This window comes from Bradyrhizobium sp. SZCCHNR1098, assembly GCF_032489375.1.
Taxonomy (GTDB): Bacteria; Pseudomonadota; Alphaproteobacteria; order Rhizobiales; family Xanthobacteraceae; genus Bradyrhizobium.
The window spans coordinates 1-26,615 of the sequence record NZ_JAUEXY010000003.1; the positions used below are offsets into that span (position 1 = coordinate 1).

The window sequence follows — 26,615 nt, forward strand, 5'->3', positions numbered from 1 at the left end:
CCGCCGTTTTGTTTGGGGCGGTCTCTCGACGCCCCCCGCTGTCGTCCCGGCGAACGCCGGGACCCATAGCCACCGGCGGTCGTTGTTGTGCGAGAGGGTCACTCCGCGCGTGCCTCAAACCACGGCCTGTGGCTATGGGTCCCGGCTCAAGGCCGGGACGACAGCGGAGGATGAAGCGCCGGCGATGGCCTACGGCTTGCTCCTAAGCGAGATGGCTCACTGCTCCTGCTGCGGATCGAGCGCGTCGCGCAGGCCGTCGCCGAGGAGGTTGAGCGACAGCACGACGAGGAAGATCGCAAGCCCCGGCCAGATCGCCATCCATGGCGCGTTGGTGAGGAAGCGCTGGGCGGCGTTGAGCATGCTGCCCCAGGACGGCGCCGGCGGCTGCTGGCCCAACCCCAGGAACGAGAGCGCGGCCTCGGCGATGATGGCGGCGGCGACCGACAAGGTCGCCTGCACCAGCAGCGCCGGCATGATGTTCGGCAGGATGTGCCTGACCGCGATCTGCAGGTCGGTGTCGCCGACGCTGCGCGCGGCTTCGACATATTCCTCGACCTTGACGCTCATCACCTCGCCGCGGGTCAGCCGGACGAAGATCGGCGTCGCCGAGACGCCGATCGCGATCATGGCATTGCCGAGGCTCGGCCCCAGGAACGCCGCCAGCGCGATCGCCAGGATCAGGAACGGGCAGGCCAGCATCGCGTCGGTGATGCGGCTGATCAGGGCATCGATGAAGCCGCCGCGATAGCCTGCGAGCATGCCGATGGGGACGCCGATCGCCAACGCAATGGTGACCGAGATCGCACCGGCCAGCAGCGAGGCCCGCGCGCCGTAGATGACGCGGGCCAGCACGTCGCGGCCGAGATCGTCGGTGCCGAACCAATGCGCCGCCGACGGTGCCTTGCGCACCAGCGCCCAGCTCGTCTTGATGGGATCGGCGGGCGCCACCAGCGGCGCAAGGACGGCGAGCAGGATGAAGACCGTGATCAGGCCGAGCCCGACCATGGCACCCTTGCGCTTGACGAGGCGGCGCAGGGTGCGCTGCATCGGCCGTTCGAGCGGGGCGAGGGCGCGGGCTCCGTGCGGAGCTGACAGCGTCGTCTCGACCATGTCAGCTCCTCAGCCGCGGGTTGACGAGGACATAGGCGAGATCTGCGATCAGGTTCAGCATGATGTAGACGGTGGCGGTGACCAGCACGACACCCTGCACCACCGCGTAGTCGCGATTGAACACGGCATCGACGATCAGCTTGCCGAAGCCGGGGATCGAGAAGATCTGCTCGGTCAGCACAGCACCGGACAACAGCGTGCCGAGCTCGAGCGCGCCCAGCGTGATGACCGGCGTCAAGGCGTTGCGCAGCGCATGGCCGAGGATGACTTGGCGTTCGGAGATGCCCTTGGCGCGCGCGGTGCGGATGTAGTCGCTGCTCAGAACCTGCAGCATCGCGCTGCGGGTGTGGCGCATCAGGATCGCGGCGATGGCATTGCCGAGCACGAAGGCCGGCATGATGGTGGCGGCGAGGCTGGCCCGCCAGTCCTCGGCGGGCGAGACGTAACCGGAGGCGGGGAGCCAGCCGAGCTGGATCGAGAACAGGAAGATCAGCATGATGCCGAGCCAGAAGTTCGGCGTCGAGATGCCCCACAGCGCAAACAGGTTGGCGGCATAGTCCCAGGCCGTCCCGCGCTTCACGGCGGAAATGATGCCGGCGGGAATGCCGATCAGGAACGCGATCACGATCGCCATCGAGGCGAGCTGCAGCGTCACGGGCAGTTTCTGCAGGATGAGATCGCGCACCGGCATCTTGATGCGCAGCGACTCGCCGAAATCGCCCGAGAGCACGCCCTTGATCCAGTAGCCGTATTGAACGGGCAGGGGCTGATCGAGGCGATACTGCTTGCGGATCTGCTCGATCACCGCCGGATCGCGCTCCTCGCCGGCCATCACCAGCGCGGGGTCGCCGGGCAGGAGTTGCTGCAGCGAGAAGATGAGGATGGAGACGAAGATCAGCGTCGGGATGATCTGGCCGAGGCGGCGTGCGAGGAAGGTCAGCATGATCAGCTCTTCCTGCGGCGCTGAGGATGTCGGCCGTCAGATGCAGGTCGCGCCTCCTGCGTTCCCTCCCCCACAAGGGGGGAGGGAGCAGAGGGAGTTCGCCGCGTCGGCTGCACGTCCCGGCGGACAGAGGCCACCCGACCGCTCATTTCAGCTTCAGCCCGACCACGCGCACCAGGCCGTCCGGCATCTGCTTGTAGCCTTCGAGCTTCTTGGTGTGCGCGATCAGGATACGGCGGTGATAGAGGTAGAGGATCGGCTCGTCCTCGATCTCGAGCTTCGTCAGCTTCTCGTAGAGCGCCTTGCGCTGGGCCATGTCGGTCACGAGCCGCGCGTCGCTGAGCGCCTTGTCGGCCTCGGCGTTGGCCCAGACGCTGTAGTTCTGCGGCGCGTTGCGGTGCAGGAACACGTAACTGTTGCCGTCGGGATCGATGCGGCCGCTCCATGACAGCATGAAGGCCTGATAGTCGCCGGCCTCGGCCTGCTTCAGCGAGGTCGCCAACTCGGTGACCCGGATCTTCAGGTCAAAGCCGGCCTCGGCAGCCATCGACTGCACGACCTGGGCGGCGGCCTCGGTCTCGGCGCCCTTCGGCACCATGAAATCGACCGCGACAGGCGGCGTGACGCCGGCCTCCTTCAGCAGCGCCTTTGCCTTCTCGACATCGCGAGCACGGACAGGGAAGGCCTTCTGATAGTAGGGATGCGAGGGATTGACCCACTGGTTACCCGGCATGAACTCGCCGTTGAAGACGACTTGGTTGAGCGCCTCACGATCGATCGCGAGGTCGAGCGCCTGCCGCACCTTGGCGGACTGGCTGAGCGGACCCTTGGCCTTGTCCTTGCCGATGTTGAGCGTGATGCCTTGATAGCCGAGCTCGATCGCCGTCGAGAGCGCGAGCCTGGAATCGGCGCGCACGTCCTTGATGTCGGTGGCGAGCACGCGCTCGATCAGGTCGAGTCCGCCGGACTTCAGGTTCGCCAGCCGCACCGTGGCATCGACGATCGGCTGGTAGACGATCCTGTCGATGAAGACGTTGTCCTTGTTCCAGTAGTCGGCGAACTTCTCGAATACGATCTTGTCCTGCTGGACACGTTCGACGAACTTGTACGGACCGGCGCACACCGGATGCAGGCCGAACTTGTCGCCGGCCTCTTTCGCGGCCTTCGGCGACACCATCATGCCGGCGCGGTCGGTGAGCTGGGCGATCAGCGGCGAGAACGGCGCCTTCAGGACGAGCTTGATTGTCAGGGGATCGACGACGTCAACGTGATCGACCGAGGCGAGCTCCGGTTTGCGGAACGAGCCGGGGAAGGTGAGGTGGCGGTCGAGCGAGAATTTGGCGGCCTCGGCGTCGAACGGCTCGCCGTCATGAAACTTCACGCCGGGCCGCAGCTTGATGATGACCTCCTTGCCGTCGGCCGAGGTCCCCTGCGACAGCGCCAGCTGCGGTACGATGTTCAGCTTCTCGTCGATGTCGAACAGCTTATCGCAGGTCGCGGCGAACACGATGCGGCCAACATAGGTGCGGGCCATGGTCGGATCGAGAACGTCGGGGTCCTCGGCAAGGCCGATGCGCAAGGTGGTCTGCGCCTGCGCGACCGGCCCCCAAGAGGCCACGACAACGGCCGCGACCGCGGCCAAGCACCAGTTCCTCATCATCCGATGTCCCTCACGCGAATGCAGCCTGCGTTGTTGCACTATCAATACCAACCACGTGCCATGCTTCCGGCTTGGTCATGTCTGGTTCGCGAGCGCGGCGGCGATGCCGGCATCAATCGTGGCGCGATCCGTGATCCCTGCAGGATTGTCGCGCGTCGGCATGAACTGCCGGAATACGGCCCAATGCTTGCGGCTGACGCTCTCCAGTCGTTCGAGCTCTGCCAGCGGATCGGGGTGATCGTCGACGCGCAGATCGAGCTCGGACCATTCCTCCTTGCCGTGGACGAGGAGGGCAGCGGACTGTTTGCCGCGCTTGTCGCCGCCGGCGGCCTCGCCGGCCTTCATGGCGGCGATCAGGCGCAGGGCGAGGGGCAGAGCGCTGTTGGCGAGAAAGGCGTTCGCGGTCTCGTTCAGCACTTGTGGGCCGGCCAGCATGTTGCCGGCAATTGAAAAGCCCCGGCCTTCGAGATGGCCGCACCAATCGATGCAGTCGCGGCCGGTGTGGGCGGCAATCTGGCCGTTGCGATCGAGGATGTGGAGCTGGCGGCTCTCGCGGCCGGGATCGGCAGATGTCAGCAGTTGCACGATCTCGCGCGGATGCCGGCCGTCGCGCAGCAGCGTGACGCCGTCGATGCCGTAATAGGGATTGACCAGCGCCTGGGTGGCGATGCCGCCGTGGCCGGCGACGATGAAGGGCACGCGCGCGCCGACGGCGAAGAAGCGGGTGGCGACGGCGATGCCGATCTGGCCGGTGAGATCGTCCTTGGCAATGATCGACCAGGTCATCGTCGCGTCGCTCTCTTATCGTCCGGCCGCGTAACCCTGCATGCCCCGCGGATTGGCCGCGGCGCGGCGGCGGCGGCCCACGCGGGAGGCCGCGGTGAGGCGGCCCTCCGACCAGTCGGGGCCGACTTCGACCACATGGCCGCGGCGGCGCAGCTCCTCGACGGTCGCCTTGGGCACGCGGCCCTCGACCACGAGCACGCCGGGGCGCGCGGTGCGCGGCCAGAACGAGATCGGGAAGTGTTCGGAGTGCCACGCCGGCGCGTCGATCGACTCTTGCAGGTTCATGCCGGCATGGACGTGGCGCAGGAAGAACTGCGTGTTCCACTGGTCCTGCTGGTCGCCGCCGGGCGAGCCCCAGGCGACGTAGGGCTCGCCGTCGCGCAGCGCCATGGTCGGCGACAGCGTGGTGCGCGGCCGCTTGCCCGGCACCAGCGCGGCTGGATGATCCTCCTCCAGCCAGAACATCTGCGCGCGAGTCCCCAGGCAGAAGCCGAGCTCGGGGATGACCGGCGATGATTGGAGCCAGCCGCCGGAGGGCGTCGCCGAGATCATGTTGCCTTGGGAATCGATGATGTCGAAATGCACGGTGTCGCCGCGCACCTCGCCGAAGCGGCCGACGGTCGGCTCGCCCGAGCCCATTGCGCCGACGGCCTCGCGGTGGCCTTGGGCCTCGCGCAGCTTGACCTTGGCGCCGTAGCCGTCGAGCGTGCCGGGACGCAGCTCGAGCGAGGCCTTGTCGGTGATCAGCTTGCGCCGCTCGTCGTTGTAGGCATCGGACAGCAGCGTGCCGATCGGGATGTCGGCAAACTTCGGATCGCCGTAGAACGCTTCGCGGTCGGCGAACGCAAGCTTCGCCGCTTCGATCTGCCAATGGATGAAGTCGGGTCCGGTCGGATCGAGGCCGTCGAGCGCAAATCCCTTGAGCAGTGCGAGCTGCTGCAGCAGCACCGGGCCCTGGCTCCAGACGCCGGCCTTGCACACGGTGTAGCGGCCGTAGTCGTAGGTCAGCGGCGCCTCGATGGTCGGCTGCCAGCGCGCCATGTCGTCGGCGGTCAGCACGCCCGTGTGGCGCGAACCCGAGACGTCCATCACTTCCTGCGTCCGGCAGAAGCGGTCGATCGCCTCGGCGACGAAGCCCTGCGACCAGGCCTTGCGCGCGCGCTCGATCTGCGCGTCGCGATCACCACCCGCGCTTTCGCCTTCACTCAGGATGCGCGCGTAGGTTTCCGCGAGCTGTGGATTGGTGAACAGCGTGCCTGGCCTGGGTACCTCGCCATTGGGCAGATAGAGCGCGGCCGAGGTCGGCCAATGCGTCTTGAACAGTTGCTCGACGGTCTGGATCGTCGCGGAGACGCGCTCGACCAGCGGATAGCCGTCGCGCGCGTAGGAAATTGCCGGCTCCAGCACGTCGCGCAGCCGCATCGTGCCATAGTCGCGCAGCAGCAGCATCCAGGACTCGAAGGTGCCGGGCACGCAGGCCGCGAGCAGGCCGGTGCCGGGCACCATGTCGAGGCCCTCGCGCTTGTAGTGCGCAATGGTGGCGCCTGATGGCGCCGGGCCCTGGCCGCAGATGACCTCGGTGCGTCCGCGTCTGACGTCGTGCAGGATGATCGGCACGTCGCCGCCGGGACCGTTCAGATGCGGCTCCACCACCTGCAGGGTGAAGGCCGCCGCGACGCCGGCATCGAAGGCGTTGCCGCCGCGCTCCAGCATCGCCATGCCCACCGCGGTGGCCAGCCAGTGCGTCGAGGTGACGACGCCGAAGGTGCCGTCGATCTCGGGGCGGGTCGTGAAGGGATCGGGGTTGATGAAGCTCATGGCCGGCTTTGCCTATCCTATCGAGTCGCCGTCATTGCGAGCGAAAGCGAAGCAATCCAGGACCGTGGATGACGCCCTGGATTGCTTCGTCGCTTCGCTCCTCGCAATGACGATCCATTCAAATTTCGCCTCATCGCTCATCACAACTCAGGCCGGCACAGCGGCCGCGGCCGGCTGGTTCACCGCATGGCAGGCAACGCCGCCGATCAGCTCGGGCGCCTGCTGCCGGCACAGATCGAACGCGAGGGGACAGCGTGGGTTGAAGGTGCAGCCCGGAGGAGGGTTGATCGGGTTCGGGATCTCGCCCTTGACCGGAATGCGCTGGCGGCCCGACATCGACAGGTCCGGCACCGCGCCGAGCAGCATCTTGGTGTAGGGCATGCGCGGATCGCTGAACAGCGTGCGGCCGTCCGCGATCTCGACGATGCGGCCGAGATACATCACGCCGATGCGGCTCGCCATGTGGCGCACGACCGCGAGATTGTGGCTGATGAACAGATAGGTCAGGCCGAACTTGTCCTGCAGGTCGCGCATCAGATTGAGGATCTGCGCCTGTACGGAGACGTCGAGCGCCGAGGTCGGCTCGTCGCAGACGATGAACTCGGCCTCCGAGGCGAGCGCGCGCGCGATGGCGATACGCTGGCGCTGCCCGCCGGAGAATTCGTGCGGAAACTTCTGGCCGTCGTCGGGATGCAGGCCGACCAGGGTCAGCAGCTCGCCGACGCGGTCCTTGATCTGGCGCTCACCCTCGATGATGTCAAAGGCGCGGATCGGCTCGGCGATGATGCTATCGACGCGGAAGCGCGGATTGAGGCTCGCGTAAGGATCCTGGAACACCATCTGGATGCGGCGGCGCAGCGTGCGCCGCACCTGGGCCTGGCGCGCATCGCTCATCGACACGCCGTCGATGATCACCTCGCCCGACGTCGGCGGCAGCAGCCCGACCACCATGCGCGCGACCGTGGTCTTGCCCGAGCCGGATTCGCCGACCAGCGCGAAGGTCTCGCCCTTCCTGATCCCGAAGCTGACGCCGTCGACCGCCTTCAGGAACTCCTGCGGCTGACGCTCGATCACGCGGTTGAGCCAGGGTTTCGAGACGTCGAACACCCGGCGCAGGTTCTTGACCTCGACGAAATCGGTCATGCCGCGGTCTCCGTCGCGCGATCATAGAGGTGACAGGCGACGGCCTGCGTGCCCTGGCGCAGCGGCTCCGGCCGGTCGACGCGGCAGCGGTCGAAGGCGAAGCTGCAGCGCGGATTGAACGAGCAGCCGGGCGGGATCGCGGACAGGCGCGGCATCGAGCCTGGGATCTGCACCAGCCGCTTCTCCTCGCCCGCGAGCGTCGGGATCGCACCCATCAGGCCCTTGGCGTAGGGGTGCAGCGGGTTCTGGATCACCTCCTGCACCGGGCCGATCTCGGCGACGCGGCCGGCATACATCACCGCGACGCGGTCGCAGGTCTCGGCGATCACGCCCATGTCGTGGGTCACCAGCATCACGGCGGTGCCGTGGTCGCGGCCGAGCCGCTTGATCAGCGAGATGATCTGCGCCTGCACGGAAACGTCGAGCGCGGTGGTCGGCTCGTCGGCGATGATCAGCTCCGGCTCGGCGCACAGCGCCAGCGCGATCACGACGCGCTGGCGCATGCCGCCGGAGAATTCGTGCGGATAGCCGTCGATGCGCTTCTCGGGCGCCGATATGCCGACCTCAGCGAGCAGGTCGATGGCTCGCTTGCGCGCCTGCTGCTCGGTGAGGTTGGTATGGGTCCTGATGGTCTCGATGATCTGGTCGCCGACGCGATACAGCGGATTGAGCGAGGTCAGCGGATCCTGGAAGATCATGCCGATGCGCTTGCCGCGCACCTTGCGCATCTCCTCCGGTGGCAGGTTGTCGACACGCAATCCTGAGAGCAGGATCTCGCCGCCGGAGATGCGGCCGGGAGGATCGATCAGCCCGATCACGGCAAGGCCGGTGACGGACTTTCCGGCGCCGGATTCGCCGACGACGCCGAGTACCTCGCCCTTGGCGATGTCGTAGGAGACGCCGTCGATCGCGCGCAGGGTGCCGCGCCGGGTCGCGAACTCGACCTGCAGGTTACGCACGGACAGAACGGGGGCGGTCATGAGCTCAAGCCTCGGAAGGACGCAATCACGCGGGTCATCGCAGTTTCGGGTTGAGGGCGTCGCGCAGCCAGTCGCCGAGCAGGTTGATGGCGAGGATCAGTCCGGCCAAAGCGATGCCGGGGAAGGCGACGATCCACCATTCGCCGGCGAACAGATAGTTGTTGCCGATCCGGATCAGGGTTCCGAGCGAGGGCATCGTTTCGGGCATGCCCGAGCCGAGGAACGACAAGGTCGCCTCGGTGATGATCGCCAGCGCCAGGTTGATGGTGGCGATCACCAGCACGGGACCGGTGGTGTTGGGCAGCACGTGGCGCAGCATGATGACCGGCGCGGGCAGGCCGATCAGTTGAGCTGCGGCGACGTAGTCCTTGTTCTTCTCGACCAGCACTGAGCTCCGCACCGTGCGCGCATATTGCACCCAGAAGGAGAGGCCGATCGCCAGCACGAGCACGACCAGCATGCTGAGCCAGTCCAGCCGGTTGCCGGATACCGACTTGGCGATGCCGTTGACCAGCAGAGCGATCAGGATCGGCGGAAAGGTGAGCTGGACGTCGGCGATGCGCATGATCACGGTGTCGACCCGGCCGCCGAAATAGCCCGCGATCAGGCCGAGGCCGATGCCAAGCGCGCCGGAAAAGGCGACGCCGAGAATGCCGACCAGGAGCGAGATCCGCAGGCCGTAGAGGATGGCCGAGAGCACGTCGCGACCCTGCTCGTCGGTGCCGAGCAAAAACGGGCTCTGTCCGTCGGCGGTCCATAGCGGCGAAATCCGCGAGTTCAACAGCTGCAATTGGGCCGGGTCGAACGGGTTCTGCGGCGACAGCAGCGGCGCGAAGATCGCCAGCAGGAAGAACAACAGCGTGATCACGGCCGCGGCGACCGTCAGCTTGGAGCGGCGGAAGGAATAGAACAGGTCGCTCGCAAGCGCACGCTTCAGCCATCCGTCGGTGGCGCGCGGCGTCTCGACGGGAGTGGGATGAGGAAGGGCTGCGTCGCTCATGATCAGGCCGGCCGGCTGATGGTCGCGCGCAGGCGCGGATCGACCACGGTGTAGAGGATATCAACCACGAGATTGATGGTGACGAAGATCAGCGACACCATCATCAGGTAGGCCGCCATGATCGGAATGTCGACGTTCTGCACCGCCTGCACGAACAACAGGCCCATTCCCGGCCATTGGAACACCTGCTCGGTGATGATCGAGAACGCGATCACCGAGCCGAACTGCAGGCCGACCACGGTGATCACCGGCACCAGCGTGTTGCGCAGCGCGTGGCCGAAATGAATCGCGCGCGTGGTCAGCCCACGGGCGCGGGCGAAGCGGATGTAGTCGGTGCGCAGCACCTCGAGCATCTCGGCGCGGACCAGCCGCATGATCAAGGTCATCTGGAACAGGCCGAGCGTGATCGAGGGCATGATCAGCGCCTTCCAGCCTGAGACGGTGAACAGGCCTGATGTCCACCAGCCGAGCCTGACGGTGTCGCCGCGGCCGAACGACGGCAGCCAGCCCAGCGTGACCGAGAACAGATAGATCAGGAGGATGCCGATCAGGAAGGTCGGCAAGGAGATGCCGATCAGCGATACCATCTGGAACAGCTTGGCGAGCAGGGAGTCGCGGTGCAGCGCCGAGAACACGCCCATGAGGATGCCGAAGAACAGCGCCAGGATCGTCGCGCAGATCGCGAGCTCCAGCGTGGCCGGCATGCGCTCCTTGAGCAGATCGGAAACCGGCTGCCGGAACTGATAGGAGACGCCGAACTTGAACTGCGCCGCGTCGAACAGATAACGGCCGAACTGGACGATGAAGGGATCGTCGAGGCCGAGCGACTGGCGGATGCTGGCCCGTTCCGCGGCCGACGCGTCGATCGGCACGATCTGGCTCACCGGATCTCCGGCGAAACGGAACATGGCGAACGCGATGATTCCGACGGCGATCATGACGCCGATGGCCTGAATTGCTCGGCGAAGCGCGAAGGCGAGCATCTGATCCTTTCAGATCCTTCGAGATGCGGCGGCGCGTAGCACTTGCCGCAGGAAATGAAAAGTCCCGAAAAGCAGTTCTGCTTTCCGGGACTAGTCGTCGCGTGTGGACTACTCGGTCTTGGTGGCGAGGAACAGCAGCACGGCGTTGTCGGCGCGCAGCGGGATCTTCACCTTCTTCGAGACGCCCCAGGCCACCGCCTGCTGATGCAGCGGGATGTAGCCGTAATCCTTAATGCCGATCTCGAAGGCCTGCTTGATCAACTGATCGCGCTTGGCGGTATCGGTCTCGACCAGGACCTTGTCGGTCAGAGCGTCGAACTCCTTGTTGCAGTAATTGCCGAGATTGGCTTCGCCGCGGGTGGCGTCCTTGGCGTCGTCACGGCAGCCCATGATGTCGTGCATCACGTTGTGGGCGTCCATCGACGACGGCGTCCAGCCGAGCAGGAAGAACGAGGTGTTGTAGCCGCCGGGCTTCAGCACCTTGGCGAAGTACTGCGCCTTGGGCTGCGCATTCAGGTTCACCTTGACCCCGATGCGCGCGAGCATGCCGACGACGGCCTGGCAGATCGCGGCGTCGTTGACGTAGCGGTCGTTGGGGCAGTCCATGCCGACCTCGAAGCCGTCGGGATAGCCGGCCTCCGTCAGCAGCTTCTTGGCCGCGTCGGGATCGTATTTCGGCCGCGTGAACTCCTTCGACAGCGCATAGAGCTGCGGCGCGATCATCAGCGCCGACGGCGTCGACAGGCCGCGCATGACGCGGGTCTTGATCAGCTCGATGTCGATGGCCTTGTAGAACGCCTCGCGGACGCGGATGTCCTTGAACGGGTTCTTGCCCTTGACGTTGGAGTAGAGCAGCTCGTCACGGGTCTCGTCCATGCCGAGAAAGATCGTGCGCAGCTCGGGCCCCTTCAGGACCTGGGCGTTCGGGCTCGAATCGACGCGGCCGATGTCCTGCACCGGAACCGGCTCGATGATGTCGACCTCGCCGGACAGCAGCGCGGCGACGCGCGTGGCGTCGGAGGCGATGGTGGTGAACACGATCTCCTTCAGATTGTGCTCGGGCTTGCCCCACCAGTTCGGATTGACCTTGAACACGGTCTTCACACCGGGCTGATGGCTCTCGATGATGAAGGGGCCGGTGCCGTTCTCATGCAGCGCGGCGTAGCTTGGCGTGGTTGCCGACACCGGCGTCGGCGCGACCGAGTTGTTGTCCTCGCACCACTTCTTGCTCATGATGTACCACGTATCCCATTGCGAGATCAGGATGGGATTGGGGGCATCGAGCTTCACGTCGACCGTGTAGTCGTCGACCTTGATGAATTTTGCGTCCGGCGGAACGTTGGACAGGAAGTTGGAGCCGGTGGCGCGGACGCGATCGGCGGAGAAGATCACGTCGTCGGCGGTGAAGGGTTCGCCATTGTGGAACTTGACGCCCTTGCGCAGATGGAAGCGCCAGCGGGTCGGCTCGGGCGTTTCCCAGCTCTCGGCCAGCGCGGGGACGATCTTCAGGTCCTTGTCGCGCGCGGTCAGTCCCTCATAGACGTGGGCATGGTGCGCAATCGTGGTCGATTCCTTGAAGGTATAGGGATCGAGCGACTTCAGGGTGCCCTGGTTGGCGTAGCGCAGGGTCTGGGCCGAGGCCGGCATGACGGCGAGGCCGAATGCGACCGCTGCCGCGATGAGCAGGGATTTGCGTCCCGACATATGTTCAAATTCTCCGCGTTTGACGCTTGTTTTCTCGGCAGGCGCGATTGTGTCCGGCCTGCCTTGCTTCGAAGTTCGTGATTTCTGCAGCGCCTCTTGCACGAACTTCAAGAAGCAACAAGACGCCGGGCGATATGCTTGCAAGTCTGATGCCGCGCCGGAATGAACTGATCCCGTTGGCTCTGGCCTGGCGGTGCGCCGTACGACCCGCGGCAGATCGATCAGAATATGTTGCCAGAGTTCAGCGGCGGCACACAAGTGCAGTTTGTTTAAGCCTAAACGATAAGGTTATCCCCCGCCGCCGCTGTGCGGCGCACGCGGGAGGCGGCGTCCGGGATGGGCGGAAGGCTCCCGGATTGACCATGTCCCGGGAATTGCGCACCTGCAGCAAGGCGCCGCTTGCTAGAAGGGGGGCGGCGCGGTGATACTGGACACCCCCTGCCGCGAGTCCGGGATCGGCGTTCCTGGTGAAGGGAGCCCGGCCCGGGGCTGGCGTCGGGATGGTTCGAACAGCGGAGCGGACATGAAAGTCAATATCGAGATCGATTGCACACCGCTCGAAGCGCGGCAGTTTTTCGGACTTCCCGATGTCGGTCCGATGCAGGCCGCGGTCATGGACCGGCTGCAGAACCAGATGACGAGCAACATCGACAAGCTGACGCCCGAAGCCATCATGCAGAGCTGGTTCACCTTCGATCCCCGCCTGGCCGAACGGTTTCAGGACCTGATGCTGACCATGACGGGCCTCGGCGGCAGCCGCTCGAACGACAAGAAGTCGGCCTGACGCGGCCGGCGGCTGCACGGATTTCGCTTGCGCGGAACTCCGAAGAGAAGCGGCGTGACGTCACGGCATGGAGCAGGCTCCACGCCGACGCCGAAGACCGGTCGAAAAAGGCCGGCTGAACAGCTTCAGGGGAGGATGCATGACCGATCCGTCTTGGATGCCGGCGCTGCAGTTCGCGACGACCAACGGCATTCGCATGGGCTATTACGAGGCGGGCCCCGTCAGCGACCGGCCGCCGATGATCCTCTGTCACGGCTGGCCGGAACTGGCCTTTTCCTGGCGGCATCAGATCAAGGCGCTGGCCGAGGCCGGCATCCGCGTCATCGCACCCGATCAGCGCGGCTATGGCGCGACCGACCGGCCGGAGCCGGTCGAGGCCTATGATCTCGAGCATCTCACCGCCGACCTCGTCGGTCTGCTCGATCACCTGAAGATCGACAAGGCGATCTTCGTCGGTCACGACTGGGGCGGCTTCGTCGTCTGGCAGATGCCGCTGCGCTATCCGCAGCGTGTCGCCGGCGTCGTCGGCATCAACACGCCGCATCTGCCACGCGCGCCCGCTGATCCCATTGCCATCATGCGTAAGCGGTTCGGCGACATGATGTACATCGTGCAGTTCCAGGATCCCGCACGCGAGCCGGACCGCATCTTCGGCAGCCGCGTCGCGGAGACCTTCGATGCCTTCATGCGCAAGCCGCTGCCGCGCAGCGATGCGCCGCCGACGGAGCCGCCGGCCGGTGGGATCGCAGCCTCGCCATCGCTCAACCTGGCGTTCCCACAGATGATCGCGGCCTATGACGCCGCCAAGGACACGCGGCAGCCGATCCTGTCGGAGGCGGAGAAGCAGGTGTTCGTCGACACCTTCACACGCACCGGCTTCACCGGCGGCATCAATTGGTATCGCAACATGACGCGGAACTGGCAGCGCTCGGAAGGGCTCGATCATACGGTGCGGGTGCCGGCATTGATGATCATGGCGGAGAACGACGCCGTGCTGCCGCCCTCGGCCGCTGACGGCATGGAGAAGCTGGTGCCGGACCTGGAGAAACATCTCGTCCGCGACAGCGGCCATTGGACGCAGCAGGAGCAGCCCGCGGAGGTCAGCGCCAAGCTGATCGAATGGCGGCGGCGACGGTTCGGTTGAAGAACGGCCGAGGCAGATTGCACGTCCGAGTGAGAGGCTGCGGCCGAGCCAAACAACAACAAACAACAACAGGTGTCGTCAAGCCTGCCGACGCAGCGCGTCGGCTCTCCTAAGCCGCCTGCGCATTCGCGCCGTGCGCGTGCTCGGCGATCGCGTCGATGATCTGCGGCCACATCGGCCGCGGAGTGGCGTGGCCCATGCCGTCGATCATCAGGAGCTTGGCATTTGGAATCGACTGGGCGGTGTCTTTGCCGGCGGTGGGATGGACCAGCGGGTCGACCTTGCCGTGGATCACGAGTGTCGGCGCCGTCACCAGATGCAGCCGCGGCTTGCGGCTGCCGGAGGCCAGGATCGCGCGCAACTGACGTCCGACGCCGGCGGGATTGATGCCGCGCGCGAAGCAGCGTTCGGCGAGCGCCACGTCACTTGCCTCGTCCTCGGGAAATGAGCCGACGCGCAGCGCCTTCCAGGTCTTCTGGAAGCGCTTGATGTACTCGTCCTTGGTCTTCGGCGGCGGCGCCATCAGCAGCATCGCGACCTCGCGCGTCGGCGGCGGGATGCGCGGATTGCCGGTCGTCGACATGATCGACGTCAGCGAGCGCACGCGATGCGGAAAGGAGATCGCGATCTCCTGCGCGATCATGCCGCCCATCGAGGCGCCGACCAGATGCGCCGACTTGATGTCGAGCGCGTCCATCAGGCCGACCGTGTCCTTGGCCATGTCGAGCAGCTTGTAGGGTGCGGAGACGGGAATGTTGAAGAAGCGCAGCTTGATCAGCTCGAACGGCGTCAACCGGCGACCGCCATGCAGCTTGCTCGACTGGCCGATGTCGCGGTTGTCGAAGCGGATCACGCGGAAGCCGCGGCTTGCGAGCTGTTCGCAGAACTCATCATACCAGATGATCATCTGCCCGCCGAGGCCCATGATCAACACGAGGGGAGGGGCAGCCGGGTCGCCGAAGATCTCATAGCAGATGTCGATACCGTTGGCGCGCACAGTCTGCGGCAGCTGATGAGCAGTTGCAGTCACTTGATCCCTCGTTCAAAGCCTTGGAACCCTCTATGGCATGGGTCTGTTGCTTGAGAGAAGCAAGCTACAAGTTCTCCCGCACCGCAACGAAGGCGTGCTATGAGAGGTTGTGTTTGAGTCTTGTGTTGGTCTGAAGGAGCGTGCCGATGGCGAACAAATCCGGCGACCCGATCGCATTCTGGCAGCAGATGGTCGGTGAGATGCAGAGGAGCTTCAGCGCCTTCACGCGGCTGCGCCCGATGGGCGTGACGCCCCGTCCATCCTCCAATGATCCCGCAACTGGTTCAGGAAACGGACAGAAGCCCATGGTCGATCTGATGGAAAACTACTTCGCCGGCATGAACGTGCCGAGCCGTGGTCAGCTCACCGCCTTGAATGAGCGGCTCGCCTCCATCGAGGGCGAGCTGGCGGAGACGCGGGCGCTGTTGAAGGAGCTGCTGGCTTCCACACAGGTGCCTGCGAAGGCGCCCGCCGATCCCGCTCCGCAATTGAACGAGATCAAGAGCATGCTGGATTCGCTTCTCTCCGCGTCCAAGGCGCCGGCGCCAGTCGTGGCGCCGCCGCGCGACGTCACGCCGGACTTGAAGGGGATCAAGGACTTGCTCAACGAGCTTCTTGCCGCAACCAAGGCTCCGCAACCGGCGGCAAAACCCGCCGTCGACGTCACGCCTCAGTTGAGCGAGATCAAAGCATTGCTCGACCAGACGCTGAACGCTGCCAAAGCACCCGATCCGTCACCGACAGTCGCGATCGAGGCAGAGTTGCGCGAGATCCGGGCCATGCTCGACACGATGAAGCCGTCGCAGCCGGTCGACGCCGCGCCCAAGGCTGACGAGGCGGCTCCAAAGCCGGCCGAGCCGGCCCGGTCGGGGAAGAACCGCAACAAGAAGCACGGCGGCGCCCCTGCCGAGCACTGAGGGTCGCCCGAACGCCCCGACTTGCGCGGGGCGCTCTGAGGTGGCGAGCGCCTTCCTCTTATCCCAAGATGGTGCACTGCAACATTTATGTTGCGGCGCACCATCCGAAATGATATAGCTGAGTCACTCCGGTTTCATAAGGGACGGAGTGAGCCCATAGCTCAGAACCATTGAGGATGGAGACAGCCATGACCACCGAGACCAACACCGTGTTCGACACCGTCAAGGATGCCTTTGCACCGGTGACCGACGCGTTCAAGAACCTGCAGACGATGGAAGTGCCGGAGTCCGCGCGGGAGTTCGTCAAGAAGACCGCGTCGACCGCCAAGGAGCGCGCTGCGGAGGCCCTCGCTGGCTCCGAGAAGGTGACATCGGCGATCGAGACCGCTGTGTTCGACGGCGTGACCGAGGCCGGCAAGATCAGCCGCAACATTCAGCAGGCGCTGTATCAGGACACCGAGGCCTTCTTCGACGGCATCGACCGGCTGGCGTCCGCCAAGTCGATCAGCGAGGCCGTCCAGATCCAGGGTGAGCTGGCCCGTGCCCGTGGCGAGGCGCTGGTCGCGCGCGCCAAGTCGACCAGCGAGTATGTCGGCAAGCTCGTCACCGAGGGTGCCAAGCTCGCCCAGGAGAACATGGCCAAGGCCTACAACAAGACCGCCTGAGCGCGTCTCGCGCGTCAGACGATCAACCTGCAAGGCCCGCATCGTGCGGGCCTTTTCTTTTGCGATCGGGTGAAACCGGCTAAAGCCTTCGCCATGCCGCAGCCGCTGTCCCGGATCGTCCATCAGCTCAAGAGCGAGCCGTCGCGCACGGGGTCGCTGATCATCACCGTGTTCGGCGACGCCATCGTGCCGCGGGGCGGCAGCGTTTGGCTCGGCACCTTGCTCGCCTTCTTCGAAGGGCTGGCCATCGACGGCAGCGTGGTGCGCACGGCGATGTCGCGGCTGACGGCGGAAGGCTGGTTCGAGCGCACCAGAATAGGCCGCAACAGCTTCTATCGCCTGACCCGTCGCGGCGAGCAGACCTTCGCCGGTGCCACCCGCCACATCTACGATTCACCGCCGGCGGAATGGAACGGCAGCTTCGAACTGCTGCTCATCGGCAGCGCCGATGATCGCGAGCAGGCGCGCGCCGCCCTGCGCGATGCCGGTTTCGGCAGCCCGCTGCCCGGCGTGTTCGTGGCCCCCGCGAGCATCGCCGTCCCTGACGCTGTGGAGGGAGCCATCCGCCTGCAGGCGTCGGCCGGCTCCGACATGGCACGGCGGCTGGTGGCCGAGAGTTGGGCGCAGGAGCGGACGGCGGAGGCGTACCGCAAGTTCACCGCCTCCTTTGCGCCACTCAAGGACAGCATCGCGCGCGGCGAGGCGCTCTCCGCCGGCCAGGCCTTCACCGCGCGGATCCTGCTGATCCACCACTACCGGCGCATCGTGCTGCGCGATCCGCTGCTGCCGGCCGAGCTGCTGCCGGGGAATTGGCCGGGACGGCAGGCCCGGGCGCTGTGTGGCGAGATCTATCGGTTGCTGCTGCCGGGTTCCGAGCGCTGGCTCGACACCCATGCGACCAACGATCAGGGCCCGCTGCCGGAGGCCGGCGCGGCGCTGCAGCGGCGTTTTGCCGACGTGCATGAGGCACCCTGATATATTACAGAATTCGATTGCACGGATAAAATATCGTTATATATTGGCGACAACCAAGTCCTGGGAGGACGCCGCCGCATGTACACGCAGGCGCTCAATTCGCCCGAGGAGGGCAGCTTCGCCGAGGACGCTGGACGCGCCTCGCGCTTTCAGGCCCGCATCGATGCCGAGGAGCGCATCGAGCCCAATGACTGGATGCCGTCGGCCTATCGCAAGACGCTGATCCGGCAGATCTCCCAACACGCCCATTCCGAAATCGTCGGCATGCTGCCCGAGGGCAACTGGATCACGCGCGCGCCGAGCCTGCGCCGCAAGGCGGCGTTGCTCGCCAAGGTCCAGGACGAATGCGGCCATGGGCTGTATCTCTACGCCGCCGCCGAGACACTCGGCGCCTCGCGCGAGGAGCTGGTCGATGCGATGCTGGCCGGCAAGGCGAAGTACTCCTCGATCTTCAACTATCCCACCCTGACCTGGGCGGATATCGGTGTGATCGGCTGGCTGGTCGACGGCGCCGCGATCATGAACCAGATTCCGTTGTGCCGCTGCTCCTATGGTCCCTATGCGCGCGCGATGATCCGCGTCTGCAAGGAGGAATCGTTCCATCAGCGGCAGGGCTACGAGATCATGCTGACGCTCTGCCGCGGCACCGCCGAGCAGAAGGCGATGGCGCAGGATGCGCTGAACAGGTGGTGGTGGCCGGTGCTGATGATGTTCGGCCCGCCCGACCAGGCCAGCCAGCACAGCGACACCTCGACGAAGTGGAAGATCAAGCGCTTCTCGAATGACGAGCTGCGCCAGAAGTTCATCGATGCCACCGTGCCGCAGGCGCAGTATCTTGGGCTCACCATTCCTGATCCCGAGATGACGCAGGACGAGCAGGGCCATTGGCGCCACGGCCCGATCGACTGGAACGAGTTCAAGCAGGTGCTGGCCGGTAACGGCCCGTGCAACCGCGACCGGATGGCGGCGCGCCGCGGGGCGCATGCCGACGGCGCCTGGGTGCGCGAGGCCGCCGCGGCCTATGCAGAGAAGCGCGCGCGGCGCCAGATGGCGCAAGCGGCCGAATAGCAGGGAGGTCAGTCATGGCGACGCCGAACACGCCGTTGTGGGAGGTCTTCATCCGCAGCCGCAACGGGCTCGCGCACAAGCATTGCGGCTCGCTGCATGCGCCGGATGCGACCATGGCGCTGCAGGCCGCGCGCGACATCTACACCCGCCGCGGCGAGGGCCTGTCGATCTGGGTGGTGCCGTCGAGCGCGATCACCGCGTCCGATCCCGCCGACAAGGGCATGATGTTCGAGCCGGCGGAATCGAAGATCTATCGGCATCCGACGTTCTACGAGGTGCCCGAGGAAGTCGGGCATATGTGATCGGCTGAGGATCTCAGCCGTCGTCATTGCGAGCGCAGCGAAGCAATCCAGACTGCCTGCTCGGATGAATCCCTGGATTGCTTCGCCGCGCCCGCAATGACGGAGTTCGTGGCGGGCTGATCGGATCACAACCATGACCGCACCCTCGATCACCGTCTCCGAAACGCCGCTGGTGCTCTACACCTTGCGCCGCGCCGACGATGCGCTGATCCTCGGCCATCGCCTCTCCGAATGGTGCGGCCATGCGCCGATGCTGGAAGAGGACATGGCGCTCTCCAACATGGCGCTCGACCTGATTGGCCAGGCGCGCGAGCTCTATGGCTACGCCGCCAAGGTCGAGGGCTGCGACAACGACGAGGACAAGCTCGCCTATCTTCGTGATATCAGGCAGTACCGCAACCTGCTGCTGGTCGAGCGTCCCAATGGCGATTTCGCGCATACGATGGTGCGCCAGCTCTTCTACGCGGCGTTCGCCGATCTCTATTGGCGGGGCATGATGGGCTCCACCGACGCGACCCTGGCGGCGATCGCGGCCAAGTCTGAGAAGGAATGCGCCTATCATCTGCGCCATGCCAGCGAATGGGTGATCCGGCTCGGTGACGGCACCGACGAGAGCCACCGCCGCGCGCAAGCTGCGATCGATGACCTCTGGGCCTATACCGGCGAGATGTTCAGTGTCGACGATGCGGAGCGCGGCCTGATCGATGCCGGCATCGCGATCGATCCGACGATGCTGCTGCCGGAATGGCTGTCGATCGTCTCGCATGTCGCGCGTGAGGCGACATTGGTGCTGCCGGAGAAGGACTGGATGCAGCAGGGCGGCCGCGACGGGCGTCACAGCGAGCATCTCGGCCATCTCCTCAGCGAGCTGCAATACATGCAGCGCAGCTTCCCCGGTGCGTCGTGGTAGTCGCCGAATTGAGCCCGGCTGAGCTGCGCCAGCGTGCCTGGGAGGCGGCGGCGTCGGTGGTCGATCCGGAAATCCCGGTGCTGACGATCGACGATCTCGGCGTGCTGCGCGAGGTCGAGGTGGTCGGGGAACGGGTCGACGTCGCGATCACGCCGACCTATTCCGGTTGCCCGGCGATGAACATGATCGCGCTCGAGATCGAGCTGGCGCTGGAGCGAGCCGGCTTCCGCGAGGCCAGCGTGCGCACTGTGCTGTCGCCGGCCTGGACCACGGACTGGATGAGCGAGCAGGGTCGCCGCAAGTTGCGGGAGTACGGCATCGCGCCGCCGCAGCCGTCGAGCGGCCGGCGCGCGCTGTTTGGCGTGGCCGAGGTTGCGTGTCCGCAATGCGGATCCGTCGACACCGAGCAACTCGCCGAGTTCGGCTCGACCTCGTGCAAGGCGCTGTGGCGCTGCAGGTCGTGCCGCGAGCCGTTCGATTATTTCAAGTGCCACTGATGCAGGCTTATGCAGCCGTCATTGCGAGCGAAGCGAAGCAATCCAGAGTCGAGTGCGCAGCCCTGGATTGCTTCCGCCTACGCCCTTCGGGCTTCGGCGGACAAGTCGCTTCGCTCGCAATGACGTGGAGATAGGTTCGATGTCGACAACGCCACGCTTCCATCGTCTCGCCGTCCGTGACCTGCGCCGGGAGGCGCCCGATGCGGTGTCGCTGACCTTTGCGATTCCGAACGAGCTTGCCGATGACTATCGCTTCGCGCCAGGGCAATACCTCACGCTCAAGACCACGCTCGGCGGCGAGGAGGTCCGGCGCTCCTATTCGATCTGCTCCGGTCCCGATGACGACGAGATCCGGATCGCCGTGAAGCGTGTCGATGGCGGCGCATTCTCCAGCTTCGTCACCGACGAATTGAGGCGCGGCGACGAGATCGACGTCATGACGCCGACCGGCCGTTTTGGCGTGGCACTGCAGCCTGAGGCCGCGCGTACTCACGTCGGCCTTGCCGCCGGCTCCGGGATCACGCCGATCCTCTCGATCGTGAAAGCCGTGCTGGCGCGGGAGCCGCACAGCCGCTTCTTCCTGTTCTACGGCAACCGCACCACCGCAGGCATGCTGTTCCGCGAACAGCTCGAGGAGCTGAAGGATCGCTTCCTCGACCGCTTCTCGGTGTTCCACGTCATCTCCGGTGAGGAGCAGGATCTGCCGATCCTGCACGGCCGGCTCGACGGCGAGAAGGTGCGCGTGCTGCTGCGTTCGCTGGTGCCGGCCGAGAGCATCGATCATATCTTCATCTGCGGCCCCACCGGCATGAGCGAGGACATCGCGGCCACCTGCCGCGCGCTCGGCATCGCTGACGAGCGCGTCCATGTCGAGCGCTTCGTCTCGGGCGCCGGCGGCAAGCCGCGGCCGAAAGCTGTTGTGCCTGATACGGCGCCGCCCAAGGCGATCGCCGCGCTGATCATCGACGGCAAGCGCCGCGAGGTCCCGGTCGCCGACGGCGAGGCCATTCTCGACGCCGCGCTTCGCGCCGGTGTGGACTTGCCCTTCGCCTGCAAGGGCGGCATGTGCTCGACCTGCCGCGCCAAGCTGGTGGAGGGGAGAGCGGAGATGGAGCTGAACTACTCGCTGGAGCCATGGGAGCTGCAGGCTGGCTTTGTGCTCACGTGCCAGGCCAGGCCGGTGACGGAGCGCGTGGTGGTGGACTACGATCATGTGTGAGGTAGTGGCCGCGAAATTTCGACTGCTGATCGAGGCTGATGTGAGCACGCTCGCTCGGCTCGCTCGCTGCACCTCGCCCCGCTTGCGGGGAGAGGTCGGATTGCATCGTTAGATGCAATCCGGGTGAGGGGACTCTCCGCGAGTTCGGTGCGTGGAGAGTCCCCCTCACCCCAACCCTCTCCCCGCAGGCGGGGCGAGGGAGCTCACTGTCATCGGCGCTCAACCTCGATTCATCTCTGAACGGCTACCCCACCGGCCGCTTGTCCTTGATCCGTTTCGCCTTGCCGGCCGAGCGCTCCAGCGTGTCGGGCGGGACGACTTTCACCTTTGCCGTGAGGCCGATGGTGTTCTTGATGTGGATGGAGATGCGCTCGGCATGCGCGCCGAGGCCGGTCTCGTCCCAATGCTCCGGTCGCGACTCCGCGTAGATCGTCAGCTCGTCCATACGGCCCTCGCGCGTCAGCTCCAGCATGAAATGGCCGCCGCACCATTCGGTCGACAGCAGGATCTCCTCGATCTGTGACGGGAACAGGTTGACGCCGCGCAGGATGATCATGTCATCGGAGCGGCCCGTGACCTTCTCCATCCGTCGCATGCCCGGCCGCGCGGTGCCCGGCAGCAGCCGGGTCAGATCGCGGGTGCGATAGCGGATGACGGGGAAGGCCTCCTTGGTCAACGAGGTGAACACCAGTTCGCCCATCTCGCCGTCGGGCAGCACCTTGCCGGTGTCGGGATCGACGATCTCCGGATAGAAGTGATCCTCCCAGATGTGCAGTCCGTCCTTGGTTTCCAGGCATTCCTGCGCCACGCCAGGGCCGATCACCTCGGACAGGCCGTAGATGTCGGTGGCATCCATCGCAAATGCGTCCTCGATCTCGGCGCGCATTGCATTGGTCCATGGCTCGGCGCCGAAGATGCCGATCCTGAGCGAACTCTGCCGCGGATCGAGGCCCTGACGCTTGAACTCGTCGAGGATTGCCAGCATGTAGCTTGGCGTCACGGTGATGATGTCAGGGCGGAAATCATTGATCAGCTGCACCTGCCGCTCGGTCATGCCGCCGGAGATCGGCACCACCGTGCAGCCGAGCTGCTCGGCGCCGTAGTGGACGCCGAGGCCGCCGGTGAACAGGCCGTAGCCATAGGCGTTGTGGATGATCATGCCGCTGCGGCCGCCGGCGGCGCGGATCGAGCGTGCCATCACGGCCGACCAGGTCGCGATGTCGTTGCGGGTATAGCCGACCACGATCGGCTTGCCGGTCGTGCCCGAGGAGGCGTGCACCCGTACCAGTTGCTCGCGCGGCACGGCGAACATGTTGAACGGGTAATTGTCGCGCAGGTCGGTCTTCACCGTGAACGGAAACTTGCCCAGATCGGCAAGCTCGCGGAAATCCGACGGATGCACGCCGGCCTTGTCGAAAGCCTGGCGGTAATGGGCGACGTTGTCGTAGGCGTGCTTGAGCGACCAGGCGAGCCGGCGGGTCTGCAGCGCCATGATCTCGTCGCGCGAGGCCCGCTCGGTTTCGTCCATCTCGGGAACGTAGCTGCCGGTCGATTGAAGCTTGGTCGATGTCATGGTCAGGTCCTCCGGCGGGGGCGCGGGGCGATAGGGAAGCGGATCAGCTCGCGGCGGCCGGGACCAGCGTGCCGCCGATGCTGCGCGAATGGCCGCGGAATTCGGCGATCACCGTGTCGCCTGCCGTAACGCGGACATCATAGATGCCGGAGCGCCCGCTGCGCGACACCTCGTGCGCGCGGGCAAGCAGAACGTCGCCGAGCTTGCCGGGGCGGATGAAGCTGATGCTGCCCTGTGCGGCCACGGTGCGGTCGTTGTGCGAGTTGCAGGCGAATGCGAAGGCGGAATCGGCCAGCGTGAAGATGAAGCCGCCATGGGCGATGCCATGGCCGTTGACCATGTGAGGCTGCACTTGCATCTGCAGGGTGGCGCGTCCGGGGCCGATCTCGACGATGTGCATGCCGAGCCCCTGGCTGGCGCGATCATCCTGCCACATCGCGTCGGCGCAGGCGCGGGCGAGAGCGTCGGGGGAAAGTGTCGCCACGCCGCTCACCGTGCGGCCTCCATGCATGCGCGATGCGTCGGCCACCCCTGAGGATGCGTTTCTGAAATCACGGCGTTCTCTCCCGTCGATGCTTGTTGGAACAAGCATTCTCATCTAGTTAGGTGCGACATCGTGGCAAATATTCTGCGCGCGTCAAGCGAAAGCGCTGCCTGCGCAACGCGCGTGTTGTCCGCAACCGGAAGGATTCCTGAACGTGCCCGAAGCCGCCAATCTGGCCGTGATGGCCGGTCTCATGATCGGCCTGATCTATGGCGTGGTCGGGCTGCTCAGCGGCTTCTGCATGATGAGCAGCCTGCGCGGCTGGTGGGCCGACGGCGACCGCCGGCTGGTGCGAACTTACGCCCTGGCGATGGGCATCGCCATCGTCGCCACACAGCTGCTCGCGGCCAACGGGGCCGTCGATCTCGGCAAGTCGATCTATCTGCAGCCGACGTTCTCGGTGCCGCTGATGCTCTTGGGCGGTGTCCTGTTCGGCTACGGCATGGTGCTCGCCAATGGTTGCGGCTCGCGCGCGCTGGTGCTGCTCGGCCGCGGCAATCTGCGCTCCTTCGTCGTGGTGACGGTGCTGGCGATCGCTGCGGAGATGACGTTGAAGGGCCTGATCGCGCCGTTGCGCATCGCGCTGATGCAGGCCTCGCAGACCACGGCCGCGGCGACATCGCTTCCTGCGCTGCTGTCGGCCGGCGGCCTGCACGGTGCGCCAGCGCGCCTCTTGCCGGCGCTCGCGCTCGGCAGCGTGTTGATCGTGTTCGCCTTCGCGCATGCGCCGTTCCGGCGCGCACCGGGGCAGATGCTCGCGGGCCTCGTCGTCGGCCTGCTGATCGCGGCCGGCTGGTTCGCGACCGGCTATCTCGGCGCCGATGAGTTCAATCCGGTGCCGGTGGCGTCCCTGACCTTCGTCGCGCCGATCGCCGACGGCCTGCAATATGTGATGCTGTCGACCGGCTCGACGGTGAACTTCGGCATCGCAACGGTCGCCGGCGTGCTGGCGGGGAGTCTCGTGACGGCGCTGGTCACGCGCCGCTTCAAGCTCGAAGGTTTTCACTCGCCGAATCACATGCTGCGCTCGGTTGGCGGCGCCGCGCTGATGGGCATCGGCGGCGTGATGGCGCTGGGCTGCTCGGTCGGGCAGGGGCTCACGGGACTCTCCACTTTGGCGCTGCCATCGTTCGTTGCCATCACCGGCATTTTCATCGGCACGGCCGCAGGCCTGCGCGGCGCCTTGCGCGTGCGGCCGCTGAAGATGGAGCCGGAAGCGGCGCGTTAGCTCAGTCGGCCGCGCGCGTGACGATGCGGATCTCCGACGTCAGCGTCCGGTGCACCGGGCACTTGTCGGCGATCTCCATCAGCTTCCTGCGCTGCTCCTCATCGAGCGCGCCGTCCATGTGGATCTCGCGCTCGAGCTGATCGATCAGCCCGACCTTGGTCTCGCACGCCGCGCAGTCCTCCGCATGGATCTTGTTGTGACGCAGGGTCACGGTGATCAGGTCGAGCGGCAGCAATTTGCGGTCGGCATAGAGCCGCATCGTCATCGAGGTGCAGGCGCCGAGCGCCGCGAGCAGAAGGTCGTAGGGGCCCGGACCGGAGTCCTGGCCGCCGACGGAGAGCGGCTCGTCTGCGGTGAGATGGTGGGGCCCGAGCGCGATGCTCTGCTGCAGCTTGCTCGCCCGCGTCTCGCGCACGACGACGTCGCGCGGGCCATCGGTGGCCGCAAGCTCGACCGGCGCCGGTGCGACGTAACGGCCGGCCCAGCTCGCGATCACCTCGGCGATATAGGCGGCATCTAGCTTGCTGCTGATGAGATGATCGGCGTGATCGAGCGAGATGAAGCTCTTCGGATGCTTGGCAGCGACGAAGATGTGGGTCGCGTTGTCGATGCCGACGGTCTCGTCGACAGGCGAGTGCATCACCAGCAGTGCCTTGTGCAGATGCTTGACCTTGTCGAGCAGGCGCTGCTCGGCGATGTCGTCGAGGAAGGAGCTGCTGATCCGGAACGGGCGCCCCGCGAGCGAGACCTCGGCCGAGCCGTCGCGGCGGATCGCCTCGAGGCCGTCCTTGAACATGTTGGTGACATGGCCCGGATCCGAAGGCGCGGCGATCGTCACGACGGCTTTCGCATCGGGAATGTCGCCGGCGGCCGCCAGCACGGCGGCGCCGCCGAGGCTGTGGCCGATCAGGATCGCCGGCGCCTGTCGGGTCTCGCGCAGATGATTGGCGGCGCGGACAAGATCGGCGACGTTGGAGGAGAACGTCGTGTTGGCGAAGTCGCCTTCGCTGGAGCCGAGGCCGGTGAAGTCGAACCGCAGCACGGCGATGCCATGCGCCGTCAGCGCCATGGCGATGCGCCGCGCCGCATGCGTGTCCTTGCCGCAGGAGAAGCAATGCGCGAACAGCGCGTAAGCGCGCGGCGAACCGTTGGGCAGGTCGAGCGCAGCGGCAAGCTGCTCGCCGCTTGCGCCTTCAAACTGGAAACGTTCGGTCGGCATATCGTGCCCCATTCGTTGCGTCTTCACTACCGCTCGAGGCGATGACACCGCATCGTCTCACATCGTCATACAACAGATAGGGCCATACCAGCAGACATGATGGCGCATTCTCGCGGCCTGTACGGCCCGAGCTTTGCGGCTATTCGCCCTCTGCAATCGAGAGGGCGCAGGGAAGGTCGGGAGCCTGCCGCCCCCATGGCCCGCCTGCGGAAAAAATGCAGGCGGCAGAACCACAGGTACGGCTGAGGACATCCCGGCCTTCCCTGCGCAATGGTTGGAACGGCTTATACGTGCTCTCTCCGGGGAACGGCTGTCTTGCCCCCGTCATCGCGATGCGCGTCATCCGCACCACGACTTGACGCCAGCACCGCGGCGCCGAGACCACACGATTTCGCCGTGCGCACCGGATCGTT

General features: G+C 65.8%; 25 protein-coding genes. 11 read left to right on the plus strand and 14 right to left on the minus strand.

Features of this window, described 5'->3' with window-relative positions:
- Positions 1–216 precede the first annotated feature (216 nt).
- The 10 genes from QX135_RS08170 to QX135_RS08215 form a co-directional block, all read right to left on the minus strand.
- Positions 217–1,047: an ABC transporter permease gene (locus QX135_RS08170; protein WP_316170688.1), complete on the minus strand. Its 831-nt coding sequence runs from the start codon at positions 1,045–1,047 to the stop codon at positions 217–219.
- Between the two features lie 64 nt (positions 1,048–1,111).
- A complete protein-coding gene (locus tag QX135_RS08175; RefSeq protein WP_315776419.1) occupies positions 1,112–2,053 on the minus strand; it encodes an ABC transporter permease in 942 nt (313 codons plus the stop codon).
- A 145-nt stretch (positions 2,054–2,198) separates the two neighbouring features.
- On the minus strand, positions 2,199–3,710 hold the full coding sequence (locus tag QX135_RS08180; RefSeq protein ID WP_316176684.1) for an ABC transporter substrate-binding protein: 1,512 nt from the start codon (positions 3,708–3,710) through the stop codon (positions 2,199–2,201).
- 78 nt (positions 3,711–3,788) lie between these two features.
- A complete protein-coding gene (locus QX135_RS08185; protein WP_315737197.1) occupies positions 3,789–4,499 on the minus strand; it encodes a DUF1028 domain-containing protein in 711 nt (236 codons plus the stop codon).
- Positions 4,500–4,514: 15 nt separating this feature from the next.
- Positions 4,515–6,317, minus strand: coding sequence for a gamma-glutamyltransferase family protein (locus QX135_RS08190; protein ID WP_316176683.1), 1,803 nt, complete (start codon positions 6,315–6,317; stop codon positions 4,515–4,517).
- Positions 6,318–6,464: 147 nt separating this feature from the next.
- Positions 6,465–7,460 (minus strand): oligopeptide/dipeptide ABC transporter ATP-binding protein, encoded by a 996-nt coding sequence (locus QX135_RS08195; RefSeq protein WP_315776423.1) that lies wholly within the window; start codon positions 7,458–7,460, stop codon positions 6,465–6,467.
- Positions 7,457–8,440 carry an ABC transporter ATP-binding protein gene (locus tag QX135_RS08200; protein ID WP_316176682.1) on the minus strand — a complete coding sequence of 328 codons (984 nt, stop codon included), beginning with the start codon at positions 8,438–8,440 and terminating at the stop codon, positions 7,457–7,459. Before QX135_RS08200 ends, QX135_RS08195 begins: the two co-directional genes overlap by 4 nt.
- Before the next feature lie 34 nt (positions 8,441–8,474).
- Positions 8,475–9,440 carry an ABC transporter permease gene (locus tag QX135_RS08205; protein WP_315737201.1) on the minus strand — a complete coding sequence of 322 codons (966 nt, stop codon included), beginning with the start codon at positions 9,438–9,440 and terminating at the stop codon, positions 8,475–8,477.
- A 2-nt stretch (positions 9,441–9,442) separates the two neighbouring features.
- Positions 9,443–10,423: an ABC transporter permease gene (locus tag QX135_RS08210; RefSeq protein WP_315737202.1), complete on the minus strand. Its 981-nt coding sequence runs from the start codon at positions 10,421–10,423 to the stop codon at positions 9,443–9,445.
- A 108-nt stretch (positions 10,424–10,531) separates the two neighbouring features.
- The gene (locus QX135_RS08215) at positions 10,532–12,127 is read right to left on the minus strand and encodes an ABC transporter substrate-binding protein (RefSeq protein ID WP_315737203.1); all 1,596 of its coding nucleotides are present in this window, start codon (positions 12,125–12,127) and stop codon (positions 10,532–10,534) included.
- Between the two features lie 523 nt (positions 12,128–12,650).
- Here QX135_RS08215 and QX135_RS08220 point away from each other — a divergent pair.
- On the plus strand, positions 12,651–12,911 hold the full coding sequence (locus QX135_RS08220) for a DUF6489 family protein (protein ID WP_315715763.1): 261 nt from the start codon (positions 12,651–12,653) through the stop codon (positions 12,909–12,911).
- A gap of 139 nt (positions 12,912–13,050) precedes the next feature.
- Positions 13,051–14,055 (plus strand): alpha/beta hydrolase, encoded by a 1,005-nt coding sequence (locus tag QX135_RS08225; RefSeq protein WP_316176681.1) that lies wholly within the window; start codon positions 13,051–13,053, stop codon positions 14,053–14,055.
- 109 nt (positions 14,056–14,164) lie between these two features.
- Here QX135_RS08225 and QX135_RS08230 read toward each other — a convergent pair whose 3' ends face one another.
- Complete coding sequence (locus QX135_RS08230; RefSeq protein WP_316176680.1) at positions 14,165–15,085, minus strand: alpha/beta hydrolase; 921 nt, start codon at positions 15,083–15,085, stop codon at positions 14,165–14,167.
- 146 nt (positions 15,086–15,231) lie between these two features.
- Here QX135_RS08230 and QX135_RS08235 point away from each other — a divergent pair, with 146 nt between their 5' ends.
- From QX135_RS08235 to paaE, 8 genes are all read left to right on the plus strand, one after another.
- Positions 15,232–16,002 carry a hypothetical protein gene (locus QX135_RS08235; RefSeq protein ID WP_316176679.1) on the plus strand — a complete coding sequence of 257 codons (771 nt, stop codon included), beginning with the start codon at positions 15,232–15,234 and terminating at the stop codon, positions 16,000–16,002.
- 188 nt (positions 16,003–16,190) lie between these two features.
- Positions 16,191–16,667 (plus strand): phasin, encoded by a 477-nt coding sequence (locus tag QX135_RS08240; protein ID WP_315715766.1) that lies wholly within the window; start codon positions 16,191–16,193, stop codon positions 16,665–16,667.
- A gap of 93 nt (positions 16,668–16,760) precedes the next feature.
- Entirely contained in the window at positions 16,761–17,642 is an 882-nt protein-coding gene (paaX, locus tag QX135_RS08245; RefSeq protein WP_316234022.1) for a phenylacetic acid degradation operon negative regulatory protein PaaX, read from the plus strand.
- 78 nt (positions 17,643–17,720) lie between these two features.
- The gene (paaA, locus tag QX135_RS08250) at positions 17,721–18,710 is read left to right on the plus strand and encodes a 1,2-phenylacetyl-CoA epoxidase subunit PaaA (protein ID WP_315813025.1); all 990 of its coding nucleotides are present in this window, start codon (positions 17,721–17,723) and stop codon (positions 18,708–18,710) included.
- Positions 18,711–18,724: 14 nt separating this feature from the next.
- The gene (paaB, locus tag QX135_RS08255; protein ID WP_315737209.1) at positions 18,725–19,012 is read left to right on the plus strand and encodes a 1,2-phenylacetyl-CoA epoxidase subunit PaaB; all 288 of its coding nucleotides are present in this window, start codon (positions 18,725–18,727) and stop codon (positions 19,010–19,012) included.
- A gap of 133 nt (positions 19,013–19,145) precedes the next feature.
- Positions 19,146–19,922, plus strand: a complete 777-nt coding sequence (paaC, locus tag QX135_RS08260) for a 1,2-phenylacetyl-CoA epoxidase subunit PaaC (protein ID WP_316162161.1) — start codon at positions 19,146–19,148, stop codon at positions 19,920–19,922.
- On the plus strand, positions 19,916–20,419 hold the full coding sequence (paaD, locus tag QX135_RS08265) for a 1,2-phenylacetyl-CoA epoxidase subunit PaaD (RefSeq protein WP_315772475.1): 504 nt from the start codon (positions 19,916–19,918) through the stop codon (positions 20,417–20,419). The genes paaC and paaD overlap by 7 nt, the downstream gene beginning before the upstream one ends.
- A 139-nt stretch (positions 20,420–20,558) precedes the next feature.
- Positions 20,559–21,638 carry a 1,2-phenylacetyl-CoA epoxidase subunit PaaE gene (gene paaE / locus QX135_RS08270; protein ID WP_315772477.1) on the plus strand — a complete coding sequence of 360 codons (1,080 nt, stop codon included), beginning with the start codon at positions 20,559–20,561 and terminating at the stop codon, positions 21,636–21,638.
- 244 nt (positions 21,639–21,882) lie between these two features.
- Here the strand turns inward: paaE and paaK are convergent, their stop codons facing one another.
- Positions 21,883–23,211: a phenylacetate--CoA ligase PaaK gene (gene paaK, locus QX135_RS08275; RefSeq protein ID WP_315737213.1), complete on the minus strand. Its 1,329-nt coding sequence runs from the start codon at positions 23,209–23,211 to the stop codon at positions 21,883–21,885.
- 43 nt (positions 23,212–23,254) lie between these two features.
- The gene (paaI, locus tag QX135_RS08280; protein WP_409998887.1) at positions 23,255–23,722 is read right to left on the minus strand and encodes a hydroxyphenylacetyl-CoA thioesterase PaaI; all 468 of its coding nucleotides are present in this window, start codon (positions 23,720–23,722) and stop codon (positions 23,255–23,257) included.
- A 214-nt stretch (positions 23,723–23,936) separates the two neighbouring features.
- Here paaI and QX135_RS08285 point away from each other — a divergent pair, with 214 nt between their 5' ends.
- A complete protein-coding gene (locus QX135_RS08285) occupies positions 23,937–24,983 on the plus strand; it encodes a YeeE/YedE family protein (RefSeq protein WP_316177245.1) in 1,047 nt (348 codons plus the stop codon).
- A gap of 1 nt (position 24,984) precedes the next feature.
- On the opposite strand, the gene QX135_RS08290 is transcribed toward QX135_RS08285, so the two are convergent.
- The gene (locus QX135_RS08290; RefSeq protein WP_316176677.1) at positions 24,985–26,202 is read right to left on the minus strand and encodes a bifunctional alpha/beta hydrolase/OsmC family protein; all 1,218 of its coding nucleotides are present in this window, start codon (positions 26,200–26,202) and stop codon (positions 24,985–24,987) included.
- Between the last annotated feature and the right edge of the window lie 413 nt (positions 26,203–26,615).

Coding starts and splice junctions, on each gene's coding strand:
- QX135_RS08170 (WP_316170688.1), bottom strand. CDS start 1,047: ATGCAGCGCACCCTGCGCCGCCTCGTCAAGCGCAAGGGTGCCATGGTC.
- QX135_RS08175 (WP_315776419.1), bottom strand. CDS start 2,053: ATGCTGACCTTCCTCGCACGCCGCCTCGGCCAGATCATCCCGACGCTG.
- QX135_RS08180 (WP_316176684.1), bottom strand. CDS start 3,710: ATGAGGAACTGGTGCTTGGCCGCGGTCGCGGCCGTTGTCGTGGCCTCT.
- QX135_RS08185 (WP_315737197.1), bottom strand. CDS start 4,499: ATGACCTGGTCGATCATTGCCAAGGACGATCTCACCGGCCAGATCGGC.
- QX135_RS08190 (WP_316176683.1), bottom strand. CDS start 6,317: ATGAGCTTCATCAACCCCGATCCCTTCACGACCCGCCCCGAGATCGAC.
- QX135_RS08195 (WP_315776423.1), bottom strand. CDS start 7,460: ATGACCGATTTCGTCGAGGTCAAGAACCTGCGCCGGGTGTTCGACGTC.
- QX135_RS08200 (WP_316176682.1), bottom strand. CDS start 8,440: ATGACCGCCCCCGTTCTGTCCGTGCGTAACCTGCAGGTCGAGTTCGCG.
- QX135_RS08205 (WP_315737201.1), bottom strand. CDS start 9,440: ATGAGCGACGCAGCCCTTCCTCATCCCACTCCCGTCGAGACGCCGCGC.
- QX135_RS08210 (WP_315737202.1), bottom strand. CDS start 10,423: ATGCTCGCCTTCGCGCTTCGCCGAGCAATTCAGGCCATCGGCGTCATG.
- QX135_RS08215 (WP_315737203.1), bottom strand. CDS start 12,127: ATGTCGGGACGCAAATCCCTGCTCATCGCGGCAGCGGTCGCATTCGGC.
- QX135_RS08220 (WP_315715763.1), top strand. CDS start 12,651: ATGAAAGTCAATATCGAGATCGATTGCACACCGCTCGAAGCGCGGCAG.
- QX135_RS08225 (WP_316176681.1), top strand. CDS start 13,051: ATGACCGATCCGTCTTGGATGCCGGCGCTGCAGTTCGCGACGACCAAC.
- QX135_RS08235 (WP_316176679.1), top strand. CDS start 15,232: ATGGCGAACAAATCCGGCGACCCGATCGCATTCTGGCAGCAGATGGTC.
- QX135_RS08240 (WP_315715766.1), top strand. CDS start 16,191: ATGACCACCGAGACCAACACCGTGTTCGACACCGTCAAGGATGCCTTT.
- paaX (WP_316234022.1), top strand. CDS start 16,761: ATGCCGCAGCCGCTGTCCCGGATCGTCCATCAGCTCAAGAGCGAGCCG.
- paaA (WP_315813025.1), top strand. CDS start 17,721: ATGTACACGCAGGCGCTCAATTCGCCCGAGGAGGGCAGCTTCGCCGAG.
- paaB (WP_315737209.1), top strand. CDS start 18,725: ATGGCGACGCCGAACACGCCGTTGTGGGAGGTCTTCATCCGCAGCCGC.
- paaC (WP_316162161.1), top strand. CDS start 19,146: ATGACCGCACCCTCGATCACCGTCTCCGAAACGCCGCTGGTGCTCTAC.
- paaE (WP_315772477.1), top strand. CDS start 20,559: ATGTCGACAACGCCACGCTTCCATCGTCTCGCCGTCCGTGACCTGCGC.
- paaK (WP_315737213.1), bottom strand. CDS start 23,211: ATGACATCGACCAAGCTTCAATCGACCGGCAGCTACGTTCCCGAGATG.
- paaI (WP_409998887.1), bottom strand. CDS start 23,722: ATGCATGGAGGCCGCACGGTGAGCGGCGTGGCGACACTTTCCCCCGAC.
- QX135_RS08285 (WP_316177245.1), top strand. CDS start 23,937: ATGGCCGGTCTCATGATCGGCCTGATCTATGGCGTGGTCGGGCTGCTC.
- QX135_RS08290 (WP_316176677.1), bottom strand. CDS start 26,202: ATGCCGACCGAACGTTTCCAGTTTGAAGGCGCAAGCGGCGAGCAGCTT.